Consider the following 20,963-nt stretch of genomic DNA (forward strand, 5'->3'; position numbering starts at 1 on the left):
ACTGCTCCTTTAAGACTGTTGTTGTGATGTCTCCTACAGAATACTAGTTTTGTTGGACCAGATACAATACCAACCCGTTAGCGCTCACGCTCACAACTCTTCGTGGTGCCATGCCAGGTCATCCAGAAGCTGGTCAACCCATTCCACCATTTGGCCGGAATCCATCGGACCCGATCCCAGGGACCCTGCGAACGGGGCGGGAACCAGCAGCGTGCTGGTGACAGGTCGGTATTGGCATCCCTTGTAGATGCGCTCCATCCTCGACTGCAACGACTCAGGCAGATTCAGGGGTCTGACCCGGACACGCCCACCCTGGGTGGCAATCTCCGCGATGCCCAACTTCCGGGCCTTGGCCCGAAGCCGGGCAATGGCGAAGAGGGTGTCGAACTCAGCGGGCGGTTGACCGTATCGGTCGGTCAGTTCCTCATGGAGATCCTGAAGGTCCTGGTCGTTACGGGCCGACGCCAACTTCCTATAAGCCTCAAGACGGAGCTTATCGGAGTCTATGTAGTCCACCGGAACCGAGGCCTCGATGGGCAGGTCGATGCTGACGTTGACCGATGGGGCAGCCTGTGGTTCCTTATACTCCTCAACGGCCTGGGAGACCATCCGGACGTATAGGTCGAACCCGACCCCTTCGATGTGCCCCGACTGCTCATCACCCAGGAGGTTACCCGTTCCGCGCAACTCCAGGTCCTTCATGGCCACATCGTATCCGGAACCCAGGGCCGTGCTCTGGGCGATGGTGGCCAGACGGTCATGAGCTGTCTGGGTCATGGGCTTGCTGGGATCATAGAGGAAGTAGGCGTAGGCGCGCTCACGGCCCCGGCCCACCCTGCCACGCAGCTGGTGCAGCTGAGAGAGACCGAACCTATCGGCCCTGTCTACAATCAGGGTGTTGGCGTTGGGTATATCCAGACCGGTCTCAACGATGGTGGTGCAGACCAGGACATCGATGTCGCGGCGCCAGAAGTCCTGGATGATTCCATCCAACTGCTTCTCCCCCATCTTGCCGTGGGCCACACCGACCCTGGCTTCAGGGACCAGTTCCTGGACCTTGGCCGACACCTTGCCGATATCTTCAACCCGGTTGTGGATGTAGAAGACCTGCCCACCGCGCAGGAGCTCACGACGGACGGCAGCCGTGACCTGGGCATCCTCATAGGCCCCGACGTAGGTCAGGACCGGCAGCCGGTCCTCAGGAGGCGTGGCGAGGGTGGACATCTCCCTGATTCCGGTCACTGCCATCTCCAAGGTACGGGGTATGGGGGTGGCGGAGAGGGAGAGGACATCGACGTTGGTCCTGATGGCCTTCAGGGTCTCCTTGTCTTCAACCCCGAAGCGTTGCTCCTCGTCGATGATCATCAGCCCAAGGTCCTTGAACCGGATCTTGGGGTTGAGGAGCTTGTGGGTGCCGATAACCACGTCGACACTCCCGTCGGCCAGTCCCGCCATGGTGGCCTGGTTCTCCTTGGCGGTCTGGAAGCGGCTCATGGCTGCTACATTGACCGGGAATCCCTCGAAGCGGTCGACGAAGGTCTGATGGTGCTGCTGAACCAGAAGAGTGGTCGGCACAAGAACCACGACCTGTTTGGAGTCCTGGACCGCCTTGAAGGCAGCCCTGATGGCAATCTCGGTCTTCCCGAAGCCCACGTCACCACAGATCAAGCGGTCCATCGGCACCGGGCGTTCCATGTCGGCCTTGACTTCATCGATGGTGGTCAGCTGATCGGGGGTCTCCTGGAAGGGGAAGGCATCCTCAAGTTCCTTCTGCCAGGGTGTATCCGGGCTGAAGGCAAATCCCTTGGTTCGCTGGCGCGCGGAATAGAGCTTGACCAGGCCCTGGGCTATCTGGTGGACGTGCTTCCGCGCCTTGGCCTTGGTGGCCGACCAGTCCGAACCGCCGAGCTTGTTGAGCTTCGGTATCTCTGCACCGATGTACTTGCTGACCTGATCCAGCTGGTCGGCCGGAACGAAGAGCTTGTCGGGTGGAGCATTGCGCTTGCTCGGAGCGTATTCCAGGACCAGATACTCTCGACTGCCCTTCGTGGGGCCATTGCCGATGGTCCTTTGCCTCATGCCCAGGTACTTTCCGATGCCATGCTGATCATGCACCACGAAATCGCCTGGTTTGAGTTCGGTCAGGTCGATGGCCTTGCGTCGCCTGCCCGAGGTCTTCTGACCTGCGGCCACACTGGTCCGACCAGTCAGGTCCCGCTCGGTCAGGAGAGCCAGGCGAGCAGACGAATCGACGAATCCGTCAACGGCCATGGAGCGCAGATACTCCACCCCGGTAATACCAGCGGATTCCAGAGCCCGGCGTAGTCGACTCAGGGTCCCTTGGGCGGCTGCTGTGACCACAACCCGGTCGCCCGCCTTGGTCAGACCCATCAGGCCAGAGCGGGCCTTATCCTCGTCGCCGCGGTATTCGTCAGGCGTCTGAGCGTCGAGGCGTTCCGCCCCCTCGCGGTCTGTGTCTACAGACAGCTCCGTCAGTTTCCAGACCTGGTGCTTGCTGAATTCCAGCGCGGAAATGATCTGGTCGTACTCCAGGAAACTGGCCTGGTCGAAGCTGATGGGGGCACCGGCTCCATGTCCCGAGGCCGCCACATGCCAGCTGGCCGCAAGAAACTCGTTCGCGGTCTTGGTCAGGTCCTGGGCCGACCGGCGCAGGAGTTCGGGTTCGGAGAGGAGAACCAGGGCACTGTCGGGAAGCATACTCTGCACCGGCACAAGGTCGGGCACCAGGGCCGGCAGGAGGGACTCCATGCCTTCGACCGGTATGGCCTGGGCGATGGACTCCAACATGTCGTCAGCGTTGGGGATGCTCCCAATCAGGGCCTTGGCCCGCTGCCGCACCTGGTCGGTCAGCTGTAGTTCACGACAGGGGGGAGCCCAGATCCGATCCAGCCCATCGCCGAAGGTGCGTTGATCCGAGGCATGGAATGAACGGATGGTGTCAACCTCATCACCGAAGAACTCAATGCGAACGGGGTGGGGCATGGTGGGCACGAAGACATCCAGGATGCCTCCCCTGACGGCGAACTGGCCCCTCTCCATCACCAGGTCGACCCGGGTGTAAGCGTTACGGACCAAGGCTTCGGCGGCACGGCCCATATCCATCTCGGCACCGACCGTGAATACCAGGGGCTCCACGTCCTGAAGCCCCTTCACCACGGGTTGGAGAAGGGAGCGGATGGGCATGACCAGAATCCTGATCGGTCCGAAGATCGGATCACCCTCTATGGGATGCGCCAGGCGGCGGAAAACCGCCATTCGCGAGGCCACCGTGTCAGCCCTGGGCGACAGGCGCTCGTGGGGTAGGGTCTCCCAGGCTTCCAGCGTGGCCACATCGTGGGGATCGCCCCCGTACCAGGACCTGATGGATCGGCCCATCTCCTGGGCATCATGCTCGGAGGGCACCACCATGACGACCGGCCCCTGCCCCGCGGCTGCCACGGCCAGGGCAGGGCGGGCACCCAATGGGGCCTGGACCAGAAGGGAGGGATCTATGTCCGAAGCGGGAGGCTCGATCTTCCCGTCGGCAAGTCGGGCGAAGGTCTCGTCATCAAAAAGAGGCTCAAGGAGGTCATGCAGGGCACCGTCCATGGCAACGGGGTGCTCAGTCTCCCCCTGCCGGGAATCCTCTGAATCCGTGGTGTGATCAACGGCCATTGAACTGCTCCTGGGCCTGGGGAACCCCCTTGAAGACGATGGTCTCTGCCGCATCGGCTCCGTCAGCCAGGAAGTCCGGCAATTCACTGCGCTGGGCACCGGAGAACCCTCCCAGGACCCAGTCGACCGTCTTGCGGTGGGCATCCTGCCCGCGCTGGGCATGGCCCACCCCCAGCCGCACACGGGAGTACGCGTTACTGCCCAGGGACCGGTCTATGGAACGGATGCCGTTGTGTCCGCCGGCAGATCCACCGGCCTTGACCTTGATTCTGCCGAATTCCAGGTCCATGTCGTCGTGAATGACCACGATATGGTTGGTGTCGATATGGTAATACGCACTGATGGAAGCCAGGGCATTACCGGAATCGTTCATGAAAGTCAGCGGCTTGGCAAGAAAGAACTTGACCTGACGGGAATCCAGGTTCATGACCCCCCGTCCCAGCATGGCCAGACCCTTATGATCGGCGAAGGAGACGGACCACCGTTCGGCCAGGACATCGGCGCACATGAATCCCATGTTGTGGCGCGTTCCTTCGTACCTGCTCCCGGGATTGCCCAGTCCGGCTATAAGCCAGAAATCTGATGCCATGCCTGTACCTGCCTCCTGCTCTCGTCGGATCGTTGAGATTCTACACAGGATTCGCGACCGGTTTCCTTGCCCGGCAGCCTTGTTCACTCAGAGGGTGAGGACCCAGTAGGAGACATCGTGGACTTCATATCGGTCCGATGCCCCCTTCGGCAGAAGGCCGAACCTCCGGAACCCAAAATGCCCAAGAACACCCTTGGTGCCGGGGTTGTCATCAAAGATGACTGCGACGACCATTCGCATACCCGACTTCTTCGCCGCATCGATAAGGGCCCTTACCAGAACAGTGGCCAGGCCCCTCCCCCGGGCGGACCGGTCAACGTAATACCCCAGTTCGCAGGTATTCGCATAGCCCGGCCGGTCATAATACGAAGACAGGGAACCAAAAGCCTGCACCTCACCTTCGACCTCGACCACCATGACGGGATGCCCTTGGTCAGGCCGGTGAACGCGGAGCCAGTCACGCCGGGCCTCCCGACTGACCGGCTCCAGGTCGGCGGTGGAACCTCCGTCGAGTACCGCCTGGTTGTATATCTCGGTAAGACGCCCCAGGTCCTGCTCACGGCAGAGCCGGATCATCGGGTCCTGGACCCGCGAATCGGACCCGGCGGCAGTCACTGCCTCCCGCCCTCCTGTTCGGTGGCCTGCTTCAGGGCCTCCTTCAGACGGTCCTGCGCCTCCCCATAGGCGCTGAAATCTCCCTTCTTCAAAGCCGCATCAGAATCGGACATGGCTTGATTGGCCTGATTCAGGGCCTGGCGCAGGGCCTCGGTGTTTCCTGAAGTCCCGGCTGAGGCAGGCTGGGAGGCGTTATGCCCCTCCCCGTCTCCGTTATCCTGGCCTTGTCCCGCAACCGACTGTGCAGCAACCGATGTCTGTGCGGTGGCGTTCTCCGCATCCCCAGCAGCTGCGCCCGAGTTCCCCTTGAAGGTCTTGTTCAGTGCATCATCAAGGGTGGGGGCCGAGCTGACCTTGTCGCCGAAGGCCACAAGGACCCGCTTCAGGAGAGGGAAGCTGGTGGACCCACTGGACTGGACATAAACCGGTTGGATGTAGATGAGGCCCCCTCCTATCGGCAGGGTCAGGAGGTTGCCGCGTTTGACCTTGGTCGATCCCGACTGGAGCAGGTTCAGCTCGGTGGAGACGGCCGCATCGGAGTTGAAGTTGTTCTGCGCCTGTCCCGGCCCAGGAACATTGGAGTTCTTGGGGAGTTCCATCAGCCTGATTGTCCCGTAATCCGGCCCTATCACGCCTTTCCTGGAGCCCGCGTCCGAATCGACGGAGAGGAATCCCGTCAATATCTCACGGGTGGAGGTGCCTGCGGGAATGAAGGTCGAGGTCAGGGAGAAGGCCGGCTTATCGGTTCCCGGGGTCTGCAGGGTCAGGTAGTAGGGCGGCTGCTTGACCCCATCGTTCTGCTCCCTGCTGCTTCCCGTGGGATCGACGGGGGTCTGCCAGAAATCCTCCCCTGAGAAGAACTGGCTGGCCGAGTTGACGTGATACCGCGAGAGAAGCTGTCGTTGAACCTTGAAGAGACTCTCCGGATAACGCATGTGACTCATCAGGTCACCCGAGATTTCCGAGAGCGGCTTGTATTGACCGGGGAACACCTGCTGCCAGGCCTTGAGCACCGGGTCGTCCTGGTCCCAGGCGTAGAGGTCGACGGAACCGTCATAGGCGTCGACAGTTGCCTTGACCGAGTTCCTGATGTAGTTGGCATCCTGTGATCCCAATCCTTTGACTGCCTCGGAACTCAGGGTGGTGGTGTCCTGGGTGATCGGCCCCAAATCGACCTTCTGCGAGTACGGATAGGCATCGGATGTGGTGTATCCGTCCACAATCCACTTGACACGGCCGTCGACCACTGCAGGGTACACCCTGCCATCCAGGGTCAGATAGGGGGCGACCTTGGCCACCCTCTCCTTGGGTGAGCGATTGTAGAGAATCTGGGAGTCGGGGGTCACACGGTCCGAGAAGAGTATCTGGTCGGAGCCGAATCGGATGGCATACAGCACCCTGGACATGAAGTTGCCGACCGAGGGTCCGCCATCACCCTTGAAGGTATTGGTGGCCCCCTTCGAACCGGTCGGGTAATCGAACTCCCAACCACTCGCCCCCTCCGGCGCACCCACGATTGAATACTCGGGGGCATTGGGAGAGAAGTAAATCCTGGGTTCATAGTGCTGGGACTCGGTCAGCTTGCCCTTGGTGGGAATGTCCTGCTCGAAGAACTCGGGCTGCCCATCAGGGGTCACCTTGTTTCCGTAGGCCGCCACAATGCCATAACCGTGGGTGAAGACCGTATGGTCGTTGACCCAGTTGCGATTGTCGTTGCCCTCCAGATCCAACTCCCTGGCACCGATGACCGTATCCTGGCTGACCCCGTCGATCTCATACTTGTCAACAGCAAGGGTGTCTTCGAAGGTGTAGTACTGCTTGGACTGCTGCAACTGGCGGAAGGTCGGGGAAACCACCTGGGGGTCGAGAAGTCTGATCTGCGCCGTGGTCTCTGCATCCTGCGACAGGGCTCCGGACTGAACCTCAGTGGTTGCGTCGTAGGACTCGTTTTTCAGATTGGTAAGACCATAGGCCTGAGTGGTGGCCGCAATATTGCGCTGTATGTACTCCGACTCCATCTCCTGGGCATTCGGGCTGACACGGAATCGCTGGACCACTGCCGGCCAGACACCGGTCAGAAGAATGGCAACGACAATGGTGGCCGCAATGGAAATGACGGGCAGACGCCACTGCTTCACCGCCATCGCCACCGAATCCGCAGCAGGTCTGACCTCCGCCAGGGTCTTTGACCGGAGTATCCAGACCCCGAGAATGATCCCCAGTGCGGCAATCAGCACCGCCATGACCAGGGTGACGGGGATATTGGCCTTGACCGCGGTGTAGGAGGCACCGGTAATCCTGTCGCCTTCCTCGGTGAGCCTATTGAAAACGCCCAGGGCCGTCCTTCCACCCCAGACCAGCATGAACAGCATGAACCAGATGGCAACCTGCCTACGCGCACGACCCGTCATCGACAGGATGCCCTTCCCATCGACCGGCATGGTGAGCCTGATGCCCCCCATGAGGAAGTTGGTAACCAGGCTGAAGACCAGGGCGGCGAGAAGAATCATCATGACAGAGGAGGCGACCAGTTCCAGACCCGGCAGAACGAAAACGTAGAAGCCCGTATCAAGACCGAATTGGGGATCCTTGACCCCGAAGGACTGGGAATTGAAGAGGAGAAGAACCTGTTTCCAGTCCACATTGAACTGCGAACCGAAGAAGATGCCGACCACCAGGGAGACCACCACGGCAACCTTCAAGGCGCTCTTCGAAGATATGCCCTTGCCGACCTCTATCAGGTCACCCTTGACGCGGATCGTGGATCCGTCAGGAGAGTCCGGACGGGCTCGAATGGCCAGGATGGACGAGAAGAGGGTGACGGCCGCCAGTACAAGGGCATAGGCGACCCACAGTCCCACCTTGACGCCGAATTGGGTCCAGATAACCCGTCCGGCACCCAGTTGGGAGTACCACATGACATCCGTGATAAACCTGCTCAAGCCGAAGAGGAGGGCAAACACCACGAGAGCGATGGCAACAACCACAGCCAGAACTCTGGTCCCCTTGGAGGGACCACCTTCAGGCCTGCCTGACCTGGTAATCCGAGGAGCTGAGGGCCCTGAGAACCGGAACCCCCTGTCGGGGCCACGAGAGGTGGAACCCTCCTGGTCACCATCGGTCTGCACATCGAGGATGACCGGATCATCCTCATCCCGGCGACGACCCCGCTTATGGGGATCCTGGTCGGGATCGAACATGGCTCCGAACAAATCATAGAAAGACATAAACCAACCCTACCTGATGAAGCGGTCCTGTATGGCCTGTTCGTATACCTCCTCAACCTGGTCCGCCACCGAATGCACGTCATAGCGACTCAAAAGCGCCGTCTGTCGCCTATGGATACCCCTGGCCCAGTCCGGATTCCCGAATACACGGGCGATTCGCTCGGCCAGGATGATCGGGGTCTGTGGGTCGTTGACCCTGACCAGGGCCTCTTCATCATCCTGGAGGGTGGAACGGTACCCCGGATTGTCACCTGCCAGAATCACCCCGGCCCCGGATGCCATGGCCTCCAGGAGGACGATACCGAAGGACTCCCCACCGGTGGATGGGAAGACGGCCAGGTCCGCACTGGCCAACAGAGCCGGTTTGTCCGACTCGGTGACGAAGCCGGGAAAGTCAATCGGAGTGGCGAGGTCTTGGGCACGCTGTCGGCAGCGTTCCAGAAGGGGCCCTTTTCCGGCCATGGTCAGGTGAAGGCCCTCCGGCAGTATCCCCCGGCGTTCACCCTGAGCGATGGCCTCAATGAGCAGGTCGGCTCCCTTACGCGCAACGAACCTGCCCAGGAAGACCAGGTGCGGACCCTGACCATGCAGCCGATCGATGGATTCGGTCCCGGCTCGGTCCCTGTTGGCCCTGATAGCCGCGACATCAATGGGATTGGGGATGATTCGGCTTTCCACCCCAGCCGTGGTTCTGGCATAATCCGCAGCCACCTTGGAGACTGAAATCACCTGATCGATGCGACGGTGACTGCCTGCATTGATCCTCCCCAGAACCTGGCCTCCCTTAAGTTGCATGGTCCCGGTGGGTGCGATGTGGTAGGTGGCAACCAGGCCCGTACCAGGGTCGGCTCGTTTGATGACCCGCCCGGCCATCAGCGGGCTGTACGGCGCCTGGACGTGAAGAACATCAAAGCGCCCTTCATCCAGTACCTTTCTGATACCGCGGACCGGGGCCAGTAGGGGGATGCGCATCCTGTTCCCGTTGAAGGAGACCATCATGTTGCGCGACATGGAATGGACACCACTCACCGGAGGATGGGCGGTCTGTCCGACCAGGTACTCCACGTGATGACCCCGTTCCCTGAGTGCCTTGCCCAGGGTGAGGATATGTTGCTGGACACCATCGAAGACGTCCAGGGTGTCATCGAACACGAACCCTATTCTCACTAGACTGCCCCATCATCCATATCCGGGCGCTCATCGCCCCTTCACCGAACTACCGGACCCGACTTGCCGTAACCGCTCCGATCAGGACCGGGCCCCAGCATCACCAGATTCCGCCGAAGTCTTGTCGCCCAAGGCCAGTTCGCGCCCCATCAGGGCCAGAGAAACCAGGTGCCTGTCCGCCGCCTGTCTTGCCTCAGGTTCGTCATCGCCCGATCTGAGGTTGTCGATGTAGGTGAAGGAGACATCGCCCGCCTGGCAGTACTTGATAAAGGTCTGCTGGCGTATCTGATTGTCCAGGGCCTGACCAATGCCACTGGAGCGGTACCAGTCCTCTCCGCCCCCGCTGAGCATGACAATCCTGATGGTCTTGCTGGCCAAGGCGCCCGGTGTTCCATCGGCGTCATAGGAGAACCCGCGGCAGAGCACTCTGTCAAAAAAGCCCTTCATGATGGCGGGCATCGTGTACCAGTAAATGGGGAAGACCAAGGCCAGCGCGTCAGCATCGCGAATCCGCGACTGCATGGACAGCACATCATCAGGCATGGGCCCACGTCCGAGATAGTGCTCGCGATCCCCCATGCCGTAAACCGGATTGAAACCTTCTGCACAGAGGTCAATCAGCTCTGTTTGCGCTCCTCCTTCGGCCGCACCGTCCAACAGGGCATTGCCGGCCGCATTGGTCATGCTCAGGGGATCGGGATTTGCAGTGACAGCGACGATTTTCATGTAGCCCATCTCCTTGTACGTGATGCATGCGTTCGCGGGCCATTCCATCCAGCCAACATCCATGAGACTGGTGTCCGCGAGCGCGAAGCTTTCTTCTATTCTGCGGCCAGGCAAAGACCAAAACGTGGAAAAACCCCGGCATGTCGAGGTGCTTGACATCTCTCCGGCCTCTACCTATCCTTATGGTCAGTCGGTAGGTGAAGCTACCGCATGGACACGGCCTGCTGCCGCAAAATGGTGGAGACACCCTGCGCAGGTCAACAGTCCCCGTCGGATCAAGGCTGGGACTAATGCAGAGCCAAATGCCATGCGAAGCCGAAGCTTGAACGATGACGACCCAGTCGGCCTTGCGCCGACTTCTGCATGCCATCCTCAAGGTTGCCGACAAAGACATCCGCACCTTGAAGGGAGGCCATAATGCGTCTACAGGCACCAATCATTCGACACACCATCACCCTGAACGATGACCGAAAACAGGCCTCCCCTGGCACCAGGATCCTGACCAGTTTCGCGGTTGCATTGGGAGCCATGGCCCTCTTCGGAGCCATCGCCTACATCCTTCCGGGTTTCTCGGCCCCGATCGGTCCGTCAGGCATACCCTCGCACGTATCGACGGATCCCTCCAACCTGCCCTATTACGCCCTCCGCTCGGTGTTCAGGATGTTCATCGCACTGGTGTTCTCCCTGATCTTCGCCTTCGTCTATGGGTTGGCGGCGGCCAGGTCCAAGCGCCTGGGAACCGTTCTGATCCCCCTGCTGGATATCCTCCAATCGGTGCCGATTCTGGGTTTCCTCTCGGCGACCATCTCCATCTGGCTGGTCATCTTCCCCGGGTCGATCCTGGGTGTTGAGGCGGCATCCATCTTTGCCATCTTCACCAGCCAGGCATGGAACATGGCCTTCTCCTTCTACAACTCCCTGACCACGGAGCCGTCTGACCTGGATGAGGCGGTCAGAATTCTGCGACTGACCCGGTGGCAGCGCTTCTGGAAGCTGGATGTTCCCAACTCCATGATCCCCCTCCTCTGGAACTGCATGATGAGCGTGGGTGGGGGCTGGTTCTTCCTGACGGCCTCGGAGATGATTTCGGTGAACAACCGGACCCTGACCCTTCCCGGCATAGGTTCGTATGTGGAAGAGGCTGCCGGTGAGCAGAACCTGGGCCGGGTGGGCCTGGCCATCCTGACCATGATCATCGTGGTGGTCCTGATTGATTTCGTACTCTGGAAGCCACTGACCGCCTGGGCCGAGAAGTTCCGGTTGACCCAGAACCAGTCTTCGGAACCACGCAGGAGCCTGGTGCTGACGGTCCTTCGGCTCTCGGGAATCAACGATCAGCTGGCCCGCCTGGGGCGGCCGATTTCGTACGCTCTTGACAGGATCACCCGACCCTTGGGCAGGACCGGAGCCCGGTGGAAGGTCCAGAGCAGGAAGAGCCGTGCCGGCGACCTGATTTGGTATATCCTTGTCGGTCTGGCCTGCCTCTGGGGCATCTGGGAGCTCTTCGACCTGATCAAAACGACTGTGGGATACGGAGAGGTCGGTCATGCCCTCCTCCTGGGTTGCCTGACCTTCATCAGGGTGGTTGTCCTGATGGTGATCTGCTCCCTTATCTGGGTTCCGATCGGTGCCATCATCGGTATGAATCCGAAGATATCGCGGATCCTCCAGCCTGTGGTGCAGATCCTGGCCAGCTTCCCGGCCAACTTCATCTTCCCCTTCATCACCCTCATCTTCGTGGCCTGGAAAATCGACATCAACTGGGGAAGCATCTTCCTCATGGCCCTGGGTACCCAGTGGTACATCCTCTTCAATGTCATTGCAGGGGCTTCGGCCATTCCCGATGACCTCCTGGAGATGTCGCGCAGCCTCAAGCAAACCACCTGGCAGCGATGGAAGACCCTTATCCTCCCCGCCGTCTTCAGCTCTTGGTGCACAGGTGGCATTACGGCAGCCGGTGGTGCCTGGAACGCGTCCATCGTCTCCGAGGTGGTCACCTACGGAAAGACCGAACTGACCGCCAAGGGACTGGGTGCCTACATCGCACAGTTCACCGCCACCGGCGACATGACCCGGGTGATGGTGGGCGTGGTCGTGATGAGCGTTTTCGTTGTGGCGGTGGACCGCCTCTTCTGGACGCCCATGCAGAGCCTGGCCCGCCGGCGCTACGCCCTGAACTGAAACAGAACAGACATATTGAAAGCAAAAGGACAAGAACATGACCAAGATCGAAGTCAAGAACACCGCAACCATGACCGCAGGCACGGACCGCGCCCCCATCATCCAGGCCGAACAGGTGAACAAGACCTACAAGTCCGACGCCGGCAGTGACCTGAACGTGCTCGACTCCATCGATTTCACCCTGCACGAGGGAGAAGTGGTGGCCATCCTCGGCAGGTCCGGCGCCGGCAAGTCCACCCTGCTGAGGATTCTGGCCGGTTTGGTTCCCGCAAGCTCGGGCAAGGTATCCTACCGAGGCAAGGAACTGGCCGGTCCCAATCCAGGTGTCGCCCTGGTCTTCCAGAGCTTCGCCCTGATGCCCTGGCTGACCGTCAAGGACAACGTGGAGCTTGGACTCCAGGCCCGCGGGGTGCCCAGGGCCGAACGGGAACGCCTGGCCCTGGCCGCCATCGACGCCATCGGATTGGACGGGTTCGAATCCGCCTACCCCAAGGAACTCTCCGGAGGCATGCGCCAGCGTGTGGGCATCGCCCGTGCCCTGGTGCTCAAGCCCGATGCACTCTTCATGGATGAACCTTTCTCCGCCCTGGACGTACTGACCGCCGAGAATCTCCGCCAGGAGGTGCTCAAGGTCTGGTCCGAGGAGGCCGGGAGCATCCGGTCCGTGCTTCTGGTGACCCACAACATCGAGGAGGCCGTCGAGATGGCCGACCGGGTCGTCGTCCTGGGATCCCACCCCGGCAGGGTCATCGCCGATGTGCCGATCAAGATGGAGCGGCCGCGCGACAAGCAGTCCGACATCTTCCAGTCCAGTGTGGACTACCTCTACTCGATCCTTACCGGGCAGAACAACACCGAGGACATCCGCAAGCAGCTACAGACCAAGGTCCGCAACAAGGAGGCCGTGCAGAACTCCCTGCGCGACGAGAACATGACCGAGAAGAACCTGCCCGATGCCACTCCGGGTGGGTTGGCCGGACTTGCCGACGTACTGGTGGACCATCCCAAGGGGATCGATCTGGCCGATCTCGCCGCCCAGCTCTCCTTCGAGGTGGATGACCTCTTCCCCCTGATAGACGCCGGGCTGATGTTGGGAATCTTCCAGGCCGATAACGGTCACATCTCTCTGACCAGCCTCGGGCAGACCTGGCACGATGCCGACATTCTGGAAAGCAAGGAGATGTTCTCGCAGATGCTCCTGGACAGGGTGCCCCTGATCCGGGTGATTGACCGGGCTCTGAGAAACAGCGAGCACGGCAATCTGCACGGCAGCCTTATCCTGGACCTGCTCCGTTCGCACCACTCCGACAAGGAGGCCATCCAGCAGTTCGAGACGGCCATAACCTGGGGCCGATACGGTGAGCTCTTCGACTACGATGCCGACGACGACCGGCTGACCCTGACGGCCGAGGATACCCAGGGGGCCGAATAAGCCCATGGCTCACGGGCAAAGCAGGGATAGGAACACGGGCGAAGCCGTCGGAACGACCGGTGGGTCCTCGCCCGAGGGGCCCCGGTTGGGCATGGGCCTGGTGGTCTTCATCGGAGGAGCACTGGGGACCTGGCTGCGCTGGGTTCTGGGTGGTATTGCCGCCCCTATTGGCGGCTTCCACCCAGGCACCTTCCTGGCAAACATGCTGGCCTGCACCGGCTACGCCTTCCTGACCTCTTACCTGGCCGCACGGACCGATATCGCCAGGCAACGGAGGGACTACACCGGTCGGGCCCTGGGCATGGGCCTGTGCGGGGGGCTTTCCACCATATCGACGATGGTGGTCGAGGTTATCCAGGATGTGATGGAAGGTCATATCCTGGGCTCGTTCGTCTATCTTCTGAGCAGTTTCATACTGGCACTCGCTCTTGCCGCCGTCATGGCTGAACTCGGCCAGACGGCGGCGGGGCGTCGTCCGCACGGAACATCAGCAGGTGAGAGCCGATGACCACCCTGCTGATTTGCGTGTGCGGAGGTCTCGGTGCCAGCCTGCGGTATCTGATTGACACCGCCATCAAAGCCCGTTGGGGAGGCCCTTTCCCCCTCTCCACCCTGGTCATCAACCTATCCGCGGGATTCTTCGCAGGCCTGGTTGCCGATCTCTTTTCTCAATCCCTTATGGGTCCTCAAATCCATCTACTTCTGGCAACAGGACTCTTGGGAGGCTTTTCAACCTTCTCGACAGCCATCAACGAGGTGGTGGTCATGCTTCGGGTACAGGCCCGACCAATGGCAATCTGCTACTTCCTGGCCTGCCTGATTCTCCCCATTGCGACCGGCGTTCTGGGATACCTCCTGGGCGGCCTTTTGTAGAGACACTTTACATTTCGGTTTCAGTGCTTGAAACCATACTCAGCGCTAGGGCCTGCTATCTCTCATGACATCCGCAACCGCGCCTGGGACGAGTGTCTCTCTGGGTACTGTGGGAAGCGGCACCGTAACCCGGCGGAGCAATACGATGCGACGTTTGCTGTCGCACAGCGACTGGGGCAAGGAAGAAATCCCCTACCCCAGTGAGTCGTATCGCTATTTCTTGCCCCCTGAGGGTATGCCGGTCTTGAACTCCACAATGTCCCCGTCCTGCATGATGTAGTCCTTGCCTTCCAGACGCATCTTGCCCTCTTCGCGGACCTTGGTGTAGGACCCATCTGCGGCGACAAAATCCTCGTAGGAGACCACCTCGGCCTTGACGAACCCCTTTTCGAAGTCCGTATGGATGGCACCTGCCGCCTGGGGGGCGGTCCAACCCTTGTGAATCTGCCAGGCCCGCACCTCCTTGACGCCTGCCGTCAGGAAGGTCTGAAGTCCGAGTATGTCGAAGCCCACTCGGGCCAGCTGGTCGAGACCGGACTCCTCCAGACCGGCATCAGCCAGCATCTCTCGGGCATCAGCCGGGTCCAACTCGGTCAGCTCGGCTTCGAACTGGGCGTTGAGGAAGATGGCCTTGGCGGGGGCCACGGACTCCGACAGCCGCTGCTTCAGGTCATCCTTCTGAAGCTCGTCGTCATCCAGGTTGAAGACATAGATGAAGGGCTTGGCCGTCATCAGATGGAGGTCATAGAGGTCCTCCTTGTCGATGGTGCCGGCCTGCGCCGCCTGGTCTATGGTCTGACCCTGCCCCAGAATCTCCCTGGCCTTCTTCACGGCATCGAGGTAGGCCGGCTTGATCTTGCCGCCCCTGAGGTCCTTCTCCAGCTTGGGGAGCGCCTTGTCGATGGTCTGCATGTCCGCCAGGATCAGTTCGGTGTTGATGGTCTCGATGTCATCGCCCGGGTCCACCCTGCCGTTGACATGAACAATGTCGTCATCCTCAAAGGCACGTACTACCTCGCAGATGGCATCGGCCTCTCTGATGTTGGCCAGGAACTGGTTGCCCAGGCCCTCCCCCTCCGAAGCGCCCTTGACGATGCCAGCGATGTCAACGAAGGTGACGGTGGCCGGGACAATCTTGTCGGTGTGAACCAGATCGGCCAGGACCGGCAGCCGGTCATCAGGCAGGGGGACGATGCCCGTATTGGGCTCGATGGTGGCGAAAGGGTAGTTCTCCGCCAGCACGTTGTTCCGGGTCAGTGCATTGAACAGTGTTGACTTACCCACATTGGGCAGTCCGACGATTCCGATGGTAAGCGACATAACCACCAGTCTATTGCCCGCACTGCCCTGGCGTGGCGGCGGAGTATCCCGACAAGGTAGGCAGTGCCCACTGACCGGCATGTGGAACTTGAAATCTACGTATTTTCCAGGCAGGTACGCGGTTTGAATTCACCACACAGGCCCTACGAGACCGGAAACGGGAAAGAAGCGGAACCGAATCCCGTCAGACCCCTTCGACCGTATCGATGGCGTCGATGATGCTCCCCCTGAACCCGCTCTTCTCCAGGGCGGCAACACCACGGATGGTGCTTCCTCCGGGCGAGCATACAGCATCTTTCATAGCGGCCGGAATCGTTCCCGTATCCGTGTAGAGCGCTCCGGTCCCCTCGGTCATGCGGGCAGCAAGCCTGTAGGCCGTCTGACGCGGCAGACCATGCTTGACACCGGCATCGGCCAGGGCCTCCATGTACATTGCCGTGTAAGCCGGGGCACAACCCGCGATGGTCGTAGCCACGGAGGTCAGATCGGATCCGAGTCGCTCAATCAGAGCCACCGGTTCGAAGGTCTGATCGAAAAGTTGACGCTGGTCACTGGTCAGGGTGTCCTCACCCTGGGTGACCATGATTCCCTTCCCGACCGCTATGGGGGTGTTGGGAATGGAACAGATCAGATGGGTGCCCGGATTGAGCAGACCGTCGTAGTCTTCCATCCGGAACCCTCCAACGATGGAAACGACCATTCGCCCCCCATCGCCCAACTCATCGCGGATGGGCTCGCAGACGCTGGCCACCTGACCGGGTTTGACGGCGATGACGACCATATCGGCAACCGATGCCACTTCCTGAGCTGAGTGAAGGGGGCGCACGCCGAGCTTCCCGGCATTCTCGGCCAGCTTCTCATAGTGGTTGGCACAGGCCACAATTCGCTCACCCGGAAGAACCCCGGCTCTTACCAGACCCTGGGCCATGGCCTGAGCCATATTCCCGTATCCGATGAATCCGATGGTGAGTGTCTCTGCAGTCATGGTTCCAGTCTACCTACAACGGGGAGGCTCAGAACAGTCGCTCCAGGTCTCCGCGATTCAAAGCCTCCCCGTAAAGGTGCGCGAAGACCTGATTCCCGTGAAGCCCGTCATGCTCGAACTGGTTGGTCACCCAGGCATGGGAGTTCCCCACGCGCGACAAGGTATCCAACTGCATGCCGGAGTCAACGTACAGGTCATCGAAGTAGACGGCCGCCTGGAGGGGAACGGAATTGGAAGCCAGACGGTTCTGGTCGTAGAGTCTCCCCCAATGTCCGTCCTCCATAAGCAGATTCACCGCTGGAGCGAAGGGTTTCAGGGCCTCTTCCTGTTCGAACATCCAAGGGAAGATGACCTCACCGGTAAAGAGGAGGGGGCTGGAATCAACCCGGAATTCGGGGTGCTGATCACGCACACGCTGCCCGGCCCATCGAATCGGGCCGCAATCCCCGTCCGCATAGATGAACTCCTGGAGGGGCCAGTAGAGGGGCGTGGAGGCCGTAGCGGTCCGCACCCCCTCCAGGAAGGCATCGGAGAGGACCACGTCCCCCTTGGCCGGGATGGATCCGTCATCCTCCAAGAAGGCCGTATCGAGGAGCCAGTGCAGGCGGGCCGCACCGGACTGCCTGCCCAGGTCGGCACCCAGGGTCTGGAATCGCTCCACAGTCAAGGGGTCTCCCCCAGGCAGGGTCACATCCCCCTGACTCAGGCGATCGGCAATGGCGGCCACCCGCTCCCGGTCCTGGGGATATCGCTGATAGAAGGCCTCCGTCTTGGCCTTCATCCTGGGGAAGGTGTGCGCATAGACCTCGGTCGGGTCCGCCGGGACATGTGGGATGCCTCCGGTCGTGAAGGATGCCGCCACCCCTTCGGGAAAGGCTGAGAGGTAGGCCAGGGTCAGGAAGCCGCCATAACTCTGGCCCAGAGTGACCCAGGCCCGCCCGGCAAAGACGGTACGGCGGAGATGTTCGAAGTCGCGGACGATGGAGTCGGCCAGGAAGTGCTTGAGGTAGGAGGCCTGCGCCTGCGGCTGACCCAGCGCTCGCATGGTGTGCGAATCGATGGCTGAGGACCGTCCGGTACCACGCTGGTCGGGCAGGACGATTCTGAAGTGTTTGACGGCCTCGGCAATCCACCCGTCACTGGTCGAATCCAAGGGTCGAGGCCCCCCGGACCCCGGTCCACCCTGGAGGTAAACAAGCAGGGGCAGGTCGTCATGGACATGCTCAGGAGAGCAGATGGTCCGGTAGAAGCAGGAGATGGTCGGCTCACCAGGATTCCCGTCAGGTCTCCATGATCCGGGTTCCGAGTCGGCCCAGTCCAGGGGGACCGGGACGGACCCTTCCTCCACATATAGTCCCGGCAGGTAGTATCCCTGGCTTGCCATGATCACCGCTCCCTTCATGAGCACCTCAGACGACTCCGTGGCAACACCCCGTTCCTGTGAAGCCTGCGAACCCGTGGATGGCTTCATTCTCCCCATGGCGCTGGACGGGGGCCGCCGTGTTTGACTCAGGCAGGAAAGAAGGACAAGGCCTGACCGACTTGAATGGCCTTTCCGCTGGCAAGAATCGCTGCAAGGGCTGGAGGGGCCCGCGGCCTCCTGCAAAACCGAAAGCGGAAATCCTGATGGATATTGCAGACGAGTTCGGCAAACGGGAGCAAAGATACAATCTCCTCCCCCAAGGTCGAGGTCTATGTACACCCGTATCCCACTGGGGGCCGATGCCTGGAACCGGTTTCGACCCCAGTCCCCGCACAGAAGAGCGACATAGTAGGAAAGGGTATCCCGGCACCATGCGGCTGAACGTGAATCGATTTGCGGTATCGTTACCGCACTGATATAAATAATGGTTGCGAAGCCTCGCCGGTACTGCTGTCGAGGCCAAAGAGCCGGTGTCTCCTGGGTGCCGACTGCCGATCAGATCGAAAGGCAATGATGGCATACGCGACGATTCGGGATGTGGCCCAACAGGCCGGCGTCTCCGTATCGACAGTTTCGCGGGCGCTCAATGATTCAGGTCGAATTTCGGAGAGGACCAGGGCCCGGATCAATCAGGTCATCAAGGAACTTCACTACGTTCCCGATTCCAGGGCCCGATCCATGCACTCCCCCCACTCGCGCACCATCGGCCTGCTGATACCCGACATCAGGAACTCCTACTTTGCCGACCTGGCCTATCTGATACAGGGCGAACTGCTGGCGCACGGCTTCCAAACCCTGATTTGCACCTCGACCCAGGGCGATTCCCACGAAAGCAGGATTCAGGTGCGCAACCTCCTCGGCCAGCACATCGACGGGGCCATCATCGTACCCGGACCACGATCTCAGGAAACGCTGGATGAACTCACTCGCCGGGGACTTCCCGTTGTGTACGTGGACCGGACCAGCGGCGACAGACGGCAAGTCGACGGACGCCCAGTGCCCTCCATCGACTCCGATCCCCTTCCAGGTCTCAGGGATGCATTCAAGGACCTGGTCAAACATGGACACAGCCGAATCACCATGGTCCCGGGACCCCTGGAAGAATCCGGTACCTTCCGTGAGCGCGAAGAGGTCTTCGATGACCTGCTCAATCAAATGGACGATCTTCAAGACCCCACCCGCGATGTTGCCTGCACCCGAAACGATACCCCTTCCAAGGAGGGCGCCTTCAACCCTGAGCTGCTGCGGCAGTGGAGAAACCAGGGGGTCAGTGCGGTTATCTTCGGGCGCTCGCAGGATGCCATTCAGGTCATCAAAGCCTGCCAGGCCATCGGTATCGGTATCGGGCGCGATCTCTCCATTGTGACTTTCGACGACCTGCCGGTCTTCAGGATTCTGACACCAGCCATCGCCACGATCTCACAGCAGATTGATTCCATGGGAACCCGTTGCGTAAGGATGCTCCTGAACCTGATGGCCGGGTCGCAGACCGACTCGGTCCGGTTGAAGACCAAGTATCTCCATCGGGCCTCCGTAGGGCAACCCCCAGGGCAAGCCGGGCAGTATCCCTGACGTGGATAAACAGGTCAGCAAATCGTTAACAATGAATGGAGAAACATGATTCAAGACATGGCGGCGACACCCGACCAGGTGCTGCAAGGACTGGATACCATCAACGGGTCCATTTCGGTGGTCGGATCCATGAACGCGGACTACACGGTCACCACAGACCGGCTGCCTAACCCGGGTGAAACCATCAACGGTGGCCCCTTGCAGATCCTTCCCGGAGGCAAGTCAGCCAACCAGGCAGCTGCTGCTGCGCGGATCGGGGCCCATGTCCAGCTCTTTGGAGCCGTGGGGTCCGACCCCAACGCAGACTTCCTTTTGGGACAGCTGGGCAACGCAGGGGTCGATACCTCTCAGGTGATGACCGTCCCCGGTCCGAGCGGAACCACGGTCATCACCGTGGACGCCCAGGGGGAGAACACCATCGTCTACTCCCCCGGCTCCAACGCCAAGGTCGACGTGGACTATGCCCATCGCTCCCAGAAGGCGCTGACTTCGGCGAAGGTCCTGGGACTTTGCCTGGAAAGCCCCATAGAGACGGTGACCGAGGCCGCCAGGATGGGTCATGAGGCCGGTATGACCGTCCTCCTCAACGACTCCCCGTTCCGGGCCGACCTCCCCGCTGATCTGATTGCCTACTCCGACCTGATTCTGGTCAATGAGCATGAGATGGCCCAGCTCCTGGGCATCGATGAGCCCGAGGATGGGGATTGGACCAAGGCCGACTGGGATCGGACAAACCAGACAATGCAGGACTTCGGCTTCCATAGGGCCATCGTGACCCTGGGTGGCGAGGGGTCCATGGTCCTTGACAACGGCGAGAACTATCGGATTCACGCCGTCAAGGTCGATGCCGTTGACACCACCGGATGCGGCGACGCCTTCATGGGAACCATCCTGGCTGGACTCTCCTCAGGCATGTCGTTGGTAGAGTCCGCGCAGCTGGCCTCGTATGTCTCGGCCTACGCGGCCACGGGGCAGGGTGCCCAGGCTTCGTACGGTTCGGCGGAACAAATCAGATACCGCTTCGCCTGAGTTCGACTCCGAACACCAAACCGCTTACATCCGACTCCAATCGGGGGTTACCGGCAGCTTTTGCCGATAACCCCCGATTGCGCATGTGCTGTTTCGCAGCTCTTGAGCAAGAGCAACCGGTTGAGAGGGTTCAACCTGACGGTGAAGGG

The 20,963-nt window shown here is 60.7% G+C and carries 15 protein-coding genes and 1 riboswitch; of the genes, 6 read left to right on the forward strand and 9 right to left on the reverse strand.

Features of this window, described 5'->3' with window-relative positions; all coding sequences use genetic code 11:
* Window positions 1-90: 90 nt before the first annotated feature.
* The 6 genes from mfd to BINDI_RS04015 form a co-directional block, all read right to left on the reverse strand.
* The gene (gene mfd / locus BINDI_RS03990; protein WP_081830785.1) at window positions 91-3,675 is read right to left on the reverse strand and encodes a transcription-repair coupling factor; all 3,585 of its coding nucleotides are present in this window, start codon (window positions 3,673-3,675) and stop codon (window positions 91-93) included.
* Entirely contained in the window at window positions 3,665-4,264 is a 600-nt protein-coding gene (pth, locus tag BINDI_RS03995; RefSeq protein WP_033490233.1) for an aminoacyl-tRNA hydrolase, read from the reverse strand. The genes mfd and pth overlap by 11 nt, the downstream gene beginning before the upstream one ends.
* Before the next feature lie 87 nt (window positions 4,265-4,351).
* A complete protein-coding gene (locus BINDI_RS04000; RefSeq protein ID WP_052108760.1) occupies window positions 4,352-4,879 on the reverse strand; it encodes a GNAT family N-acetyltransferase in 528 nt (175 codons plus the stop codon).
* The gene (locus BINDI_RS04005) at window positions 4,876-8,106 is read right to left on the reverse strand and encodes a UPF0182 family membrane protein (RefSeq protein ID WP_033490235.1); all 3,231 of its coding nucleotides are present in this window, start codon (window positions 8,104-8,106) and stop codon (window positions 4,876-4,878) included. Before BINDI_RS04005 ends, BINDI_RS04000 begins: the two co-directional genes overlap by 4 nt.
* 9 nt (window positions 8,107-8,115) lie before the next feature.
* Window positions 8,116-9,258: a glycosyltransferase family 4 protein gene (locus BINDI_RS04010; protein WP_237742925.1), complete on the reverse strand. Its 1,143-nt coding sequence runs from the start codon at window positions 9,256-9,258 to the stop codon at window positions 8,116-8,118.
* A gap of 96 nt (window positions 9,259-9,354) precedes the next feature.
* Window positions 9,355-9,999, reverse strand: a complete 645-nt coding sequence (locus BINDI_RS04015; protein ID WP_033490238.1) for an NAD(P)H-dependent oxidoreductase — start codon at window positions 9,997-9,999, stop codon at window positions 9,355-9,357.
* Between the two features lie 181 nt (window positions 10,000-10,180).
* Window positions 10,181-10,340: riboswitch (M-box (ykoK) riboswitch) on the forward strand.
* A gap of 76 nt (window positions 10,341-10,416) precedes the next feature.
* Here BINDI_RS04015 and BINDI_RS04020 point away from each other — a divergent pair.
* From BINDI_RS04020 to BINDI_RS04035, 4 genes are read left to right on the forward strand one after another with little or no spacing between them, the layout of a single operon-like run.
* Window positions 10,417-12,180 (forward strand): ABC transporter permease, encoded by a 1,764-nt coding sequence (locus BINDI_RS04020; protein WP_033490240.1) that lies wholly within the window; start codon window positions 10,417-10,419, stop codon window positions 12,178-12,180.
* Between the two features lie 37 nt (window positions 12,181-12,217).
* On the forward strand, window positions 12,218-13,612 hold the full coding sequence (locus tag BINDI_RS04025) for an ABC transporter ATP-binding protein (protein ID WP_033490242.1): 1,395 nt from the start codon (window positions 12,218-12,220) through the stop codon (window positions 13,610-13,612).
* Window positions 13,613-13,616: 4 nt separating this feature from the next.
* Window positions 13,617-14,120, forward strand: a complete 504-nt coding sequence (locus BINDI_RS07145; protein ID WP_052357152.1) for a FluC/FEX family fluoride channel — start codon at window positions 13,617-13,619, stop codon at window positions 14,118-14,120.
* Complete coding sequence (locus tag BINDI_RS04035; RefSeq protein ID WP_033490243.1) at window positions 14,117-14,485, forward strand: fluoride efflux transporter FluC; 369 nt, start codon at window positions 14,117-14,119, stop codon at window positions 14,483-14,485. The genes BINDI_RS07145 and BINDI_RS04035 overlap by 4 nt, the downstream gene beginning before the upstream one ends.
* A gap of 213 nt (window positions 14,486-14,698) precedes the next feature.
* On the opposite strand, the gene ychF is transcribed toward BINDI_RS04035, so the two are convergent.
* The 3 genes from ychF to BINDI_RS04050 all read right to left on the reverse strand — a co-directional run bounded on the left by ychF (window position 14,699) and on the right by BINDI_RS04050 (window position 18,174).
* Window positions 14,699-15,805 (reverse strand): redox-regulated ATPase YchF, encoded by a 1,107-nt coding sequence (gene ychF, locus BINDI_RS04040; protein WP_033490245.1) that lies wholly within the window; start codon window positions 15,803-15,805, stop codon window positions 14,699-14,701.
* A gap of 184 nt (window positions 15,806-15,989) precedes the next feature.
* The gene (gene proC, locus BINDI_RS04045) at window positions 15,990-16,790 is read right to left on the reverse strand and encodes a pyrroline-5-carboxylate reductase (protein ID WP_033490247.1); all 801 of its coding nucleotides are present in this window, start codon (window positions 16,788-16,790) and stop codon (window positions 15,990-15,992) included.
* A gap of 28 nt (window positions 16,791-16,818) precedes the next feature.
* A complete protein-coding gene (locus BINDI_RS04050) occupies window positions 16,819-18,174 on the reverse strand; it encodes an alpha/beta fold hydrolase (protein WP_033490904.1) in 1,356 nt (451 codons plus the stop codon).
* A gap of 549 nt (window positions 18,175-18,723) precedes the next feature.
* On the opposite strand from BINDI_RS04050, the gene BINDI_RS04055 reads away from it, so the two are divergent.
* Both BINDI_RS04055 and BINDI_RS04060 read left to right on the forward strand, forming a co-directional pair.
* Complete coding sequence (locus BINDI_RS04055; RefSeq protein WP_052108765.1) at window positions 18,724-19,785, forward strand: LacI family DNA-binding transcriptional regulator; 1,062 nt, start codon at window positions 18,724-18,726, stop codon at window positions 19,783-19,785.
* A 45-nt stretch (window positions 19,786-19,830) separates the two neighbouring features.
* Window positions 19,831-20,814 carry a ribokinase gene (locus tag BINDI_RS04060; RefSeq protein WP_414734083.1) on the forward strand — a complete coding sequence of 328 codons (984 nt, stop codon included), beginning with the start codon at window positions 19,831-19,833 and terminating at the stop codon, window positions 20,812-20,814.
* Window positions 20,815-20,963 lie beyond the last annotated feature (149 nt).

This window comes from Bifidobacterium [indicum] DSM 20214 = LMG 11587 (assembly GCF_000706765.1).
In the GTDB taxonomy this organism is placed as follows: domain Bacteria; phylum Actinomycetota; class Actinomycetes; order Actinomycetales; family Bifidobacteriaceae; genus Bombiscardovia; species Bombiscardovia coryneformis.

Bases quoted from the DNA above. Each gene is read 5' to 3' on its own strand.
- BINDI_RS04015 (WP_033490238.1), bottom strand. From the start codon at position 9,999: ATGAAAATCGTCGCTGTCACTGCAAATCCCGATCCCCTGAGCATGACC.
- BINDI_RS04005 (WP_033490235.1), bottom strand. From the start codon at position 8,106: ATGTCTTTCTATGATTTGTTCGGAGCCATGTTCGATCCCGACCAGGAT.
- pth (WP_033490233.1), bottom strand. From the start codon at position 4,264: ATGGCATCAGATTTCTGGCTTATAGCCGGACTGGGCAATCCCGGGAGC.
- BINDI_RS04020 (WP_033490240.1), top strand. From the start codon at position 10,417: ATGCGTCTACAGGCACCAATCATTCGACACACCATCACCCTGAACGAT.
- BINDI_RS04060 (WP_414734083.1), top strand. From the start codon at position 19,831: ATGATTCAAGACATGGCGGCGACACCCGACCAGGTGCTGCAAGGACTG.
- ychF (WP_033490245.1), bottom strand. From the start codon at position 15,805: ATGTCGCTTACCATCGGAATCGTCGGACTGCCCAATGTGGGTAAGTCA.
- BINDI_RS04025 (WP_033490242.1), top strand. From the start codon at position 12,218: ATGACCAAGATCGAAGTCAAGAACACCGCAACCATGACCGCAGGCACG.
- BINDI_RS04055 (WP_052108765.1), top strand. From the start codon at position 18,724: ATGATGGCATACGCGACGATTCGGGATGTGGCCCAACAGGCCGGCGTC.
- BINDI_RS07145 (WP_052357152.1), top strand. From the start codon at position 13,617: ATGGCTCACGGGCAAAGCAGGGATAGGAACACGGGCGAAGCCGTCGGA.
- proC (WP_033490247.1), bottom strand. From the start codon at position 16,790: ATGACTGCAGAGACACTCACCATCGGATTCATCGGATACGGGAATATG.
- BINDI_RS04050 (WP_033490904.1), bottom strand. From the start codon at position 18,174: ATGGCAAGCCAGGGATACTACCTGCCGGGACTATATGTGGAGGAAGGG.
- BINDI_RS04035 (WP_033490243.1), top strand. From the start codon at position 14,117: ATGACCACCCTGCTGATTTGCGTGTGCGGAGGTCTCGGTGCCAGCCTG.
- mfd (WP_081830785.1), bottom strand. From the start codon at position 3,675: ATGGCCGTTGATCACACCACGGATTCAGAGGATTCCCGGCAGGGGGAG.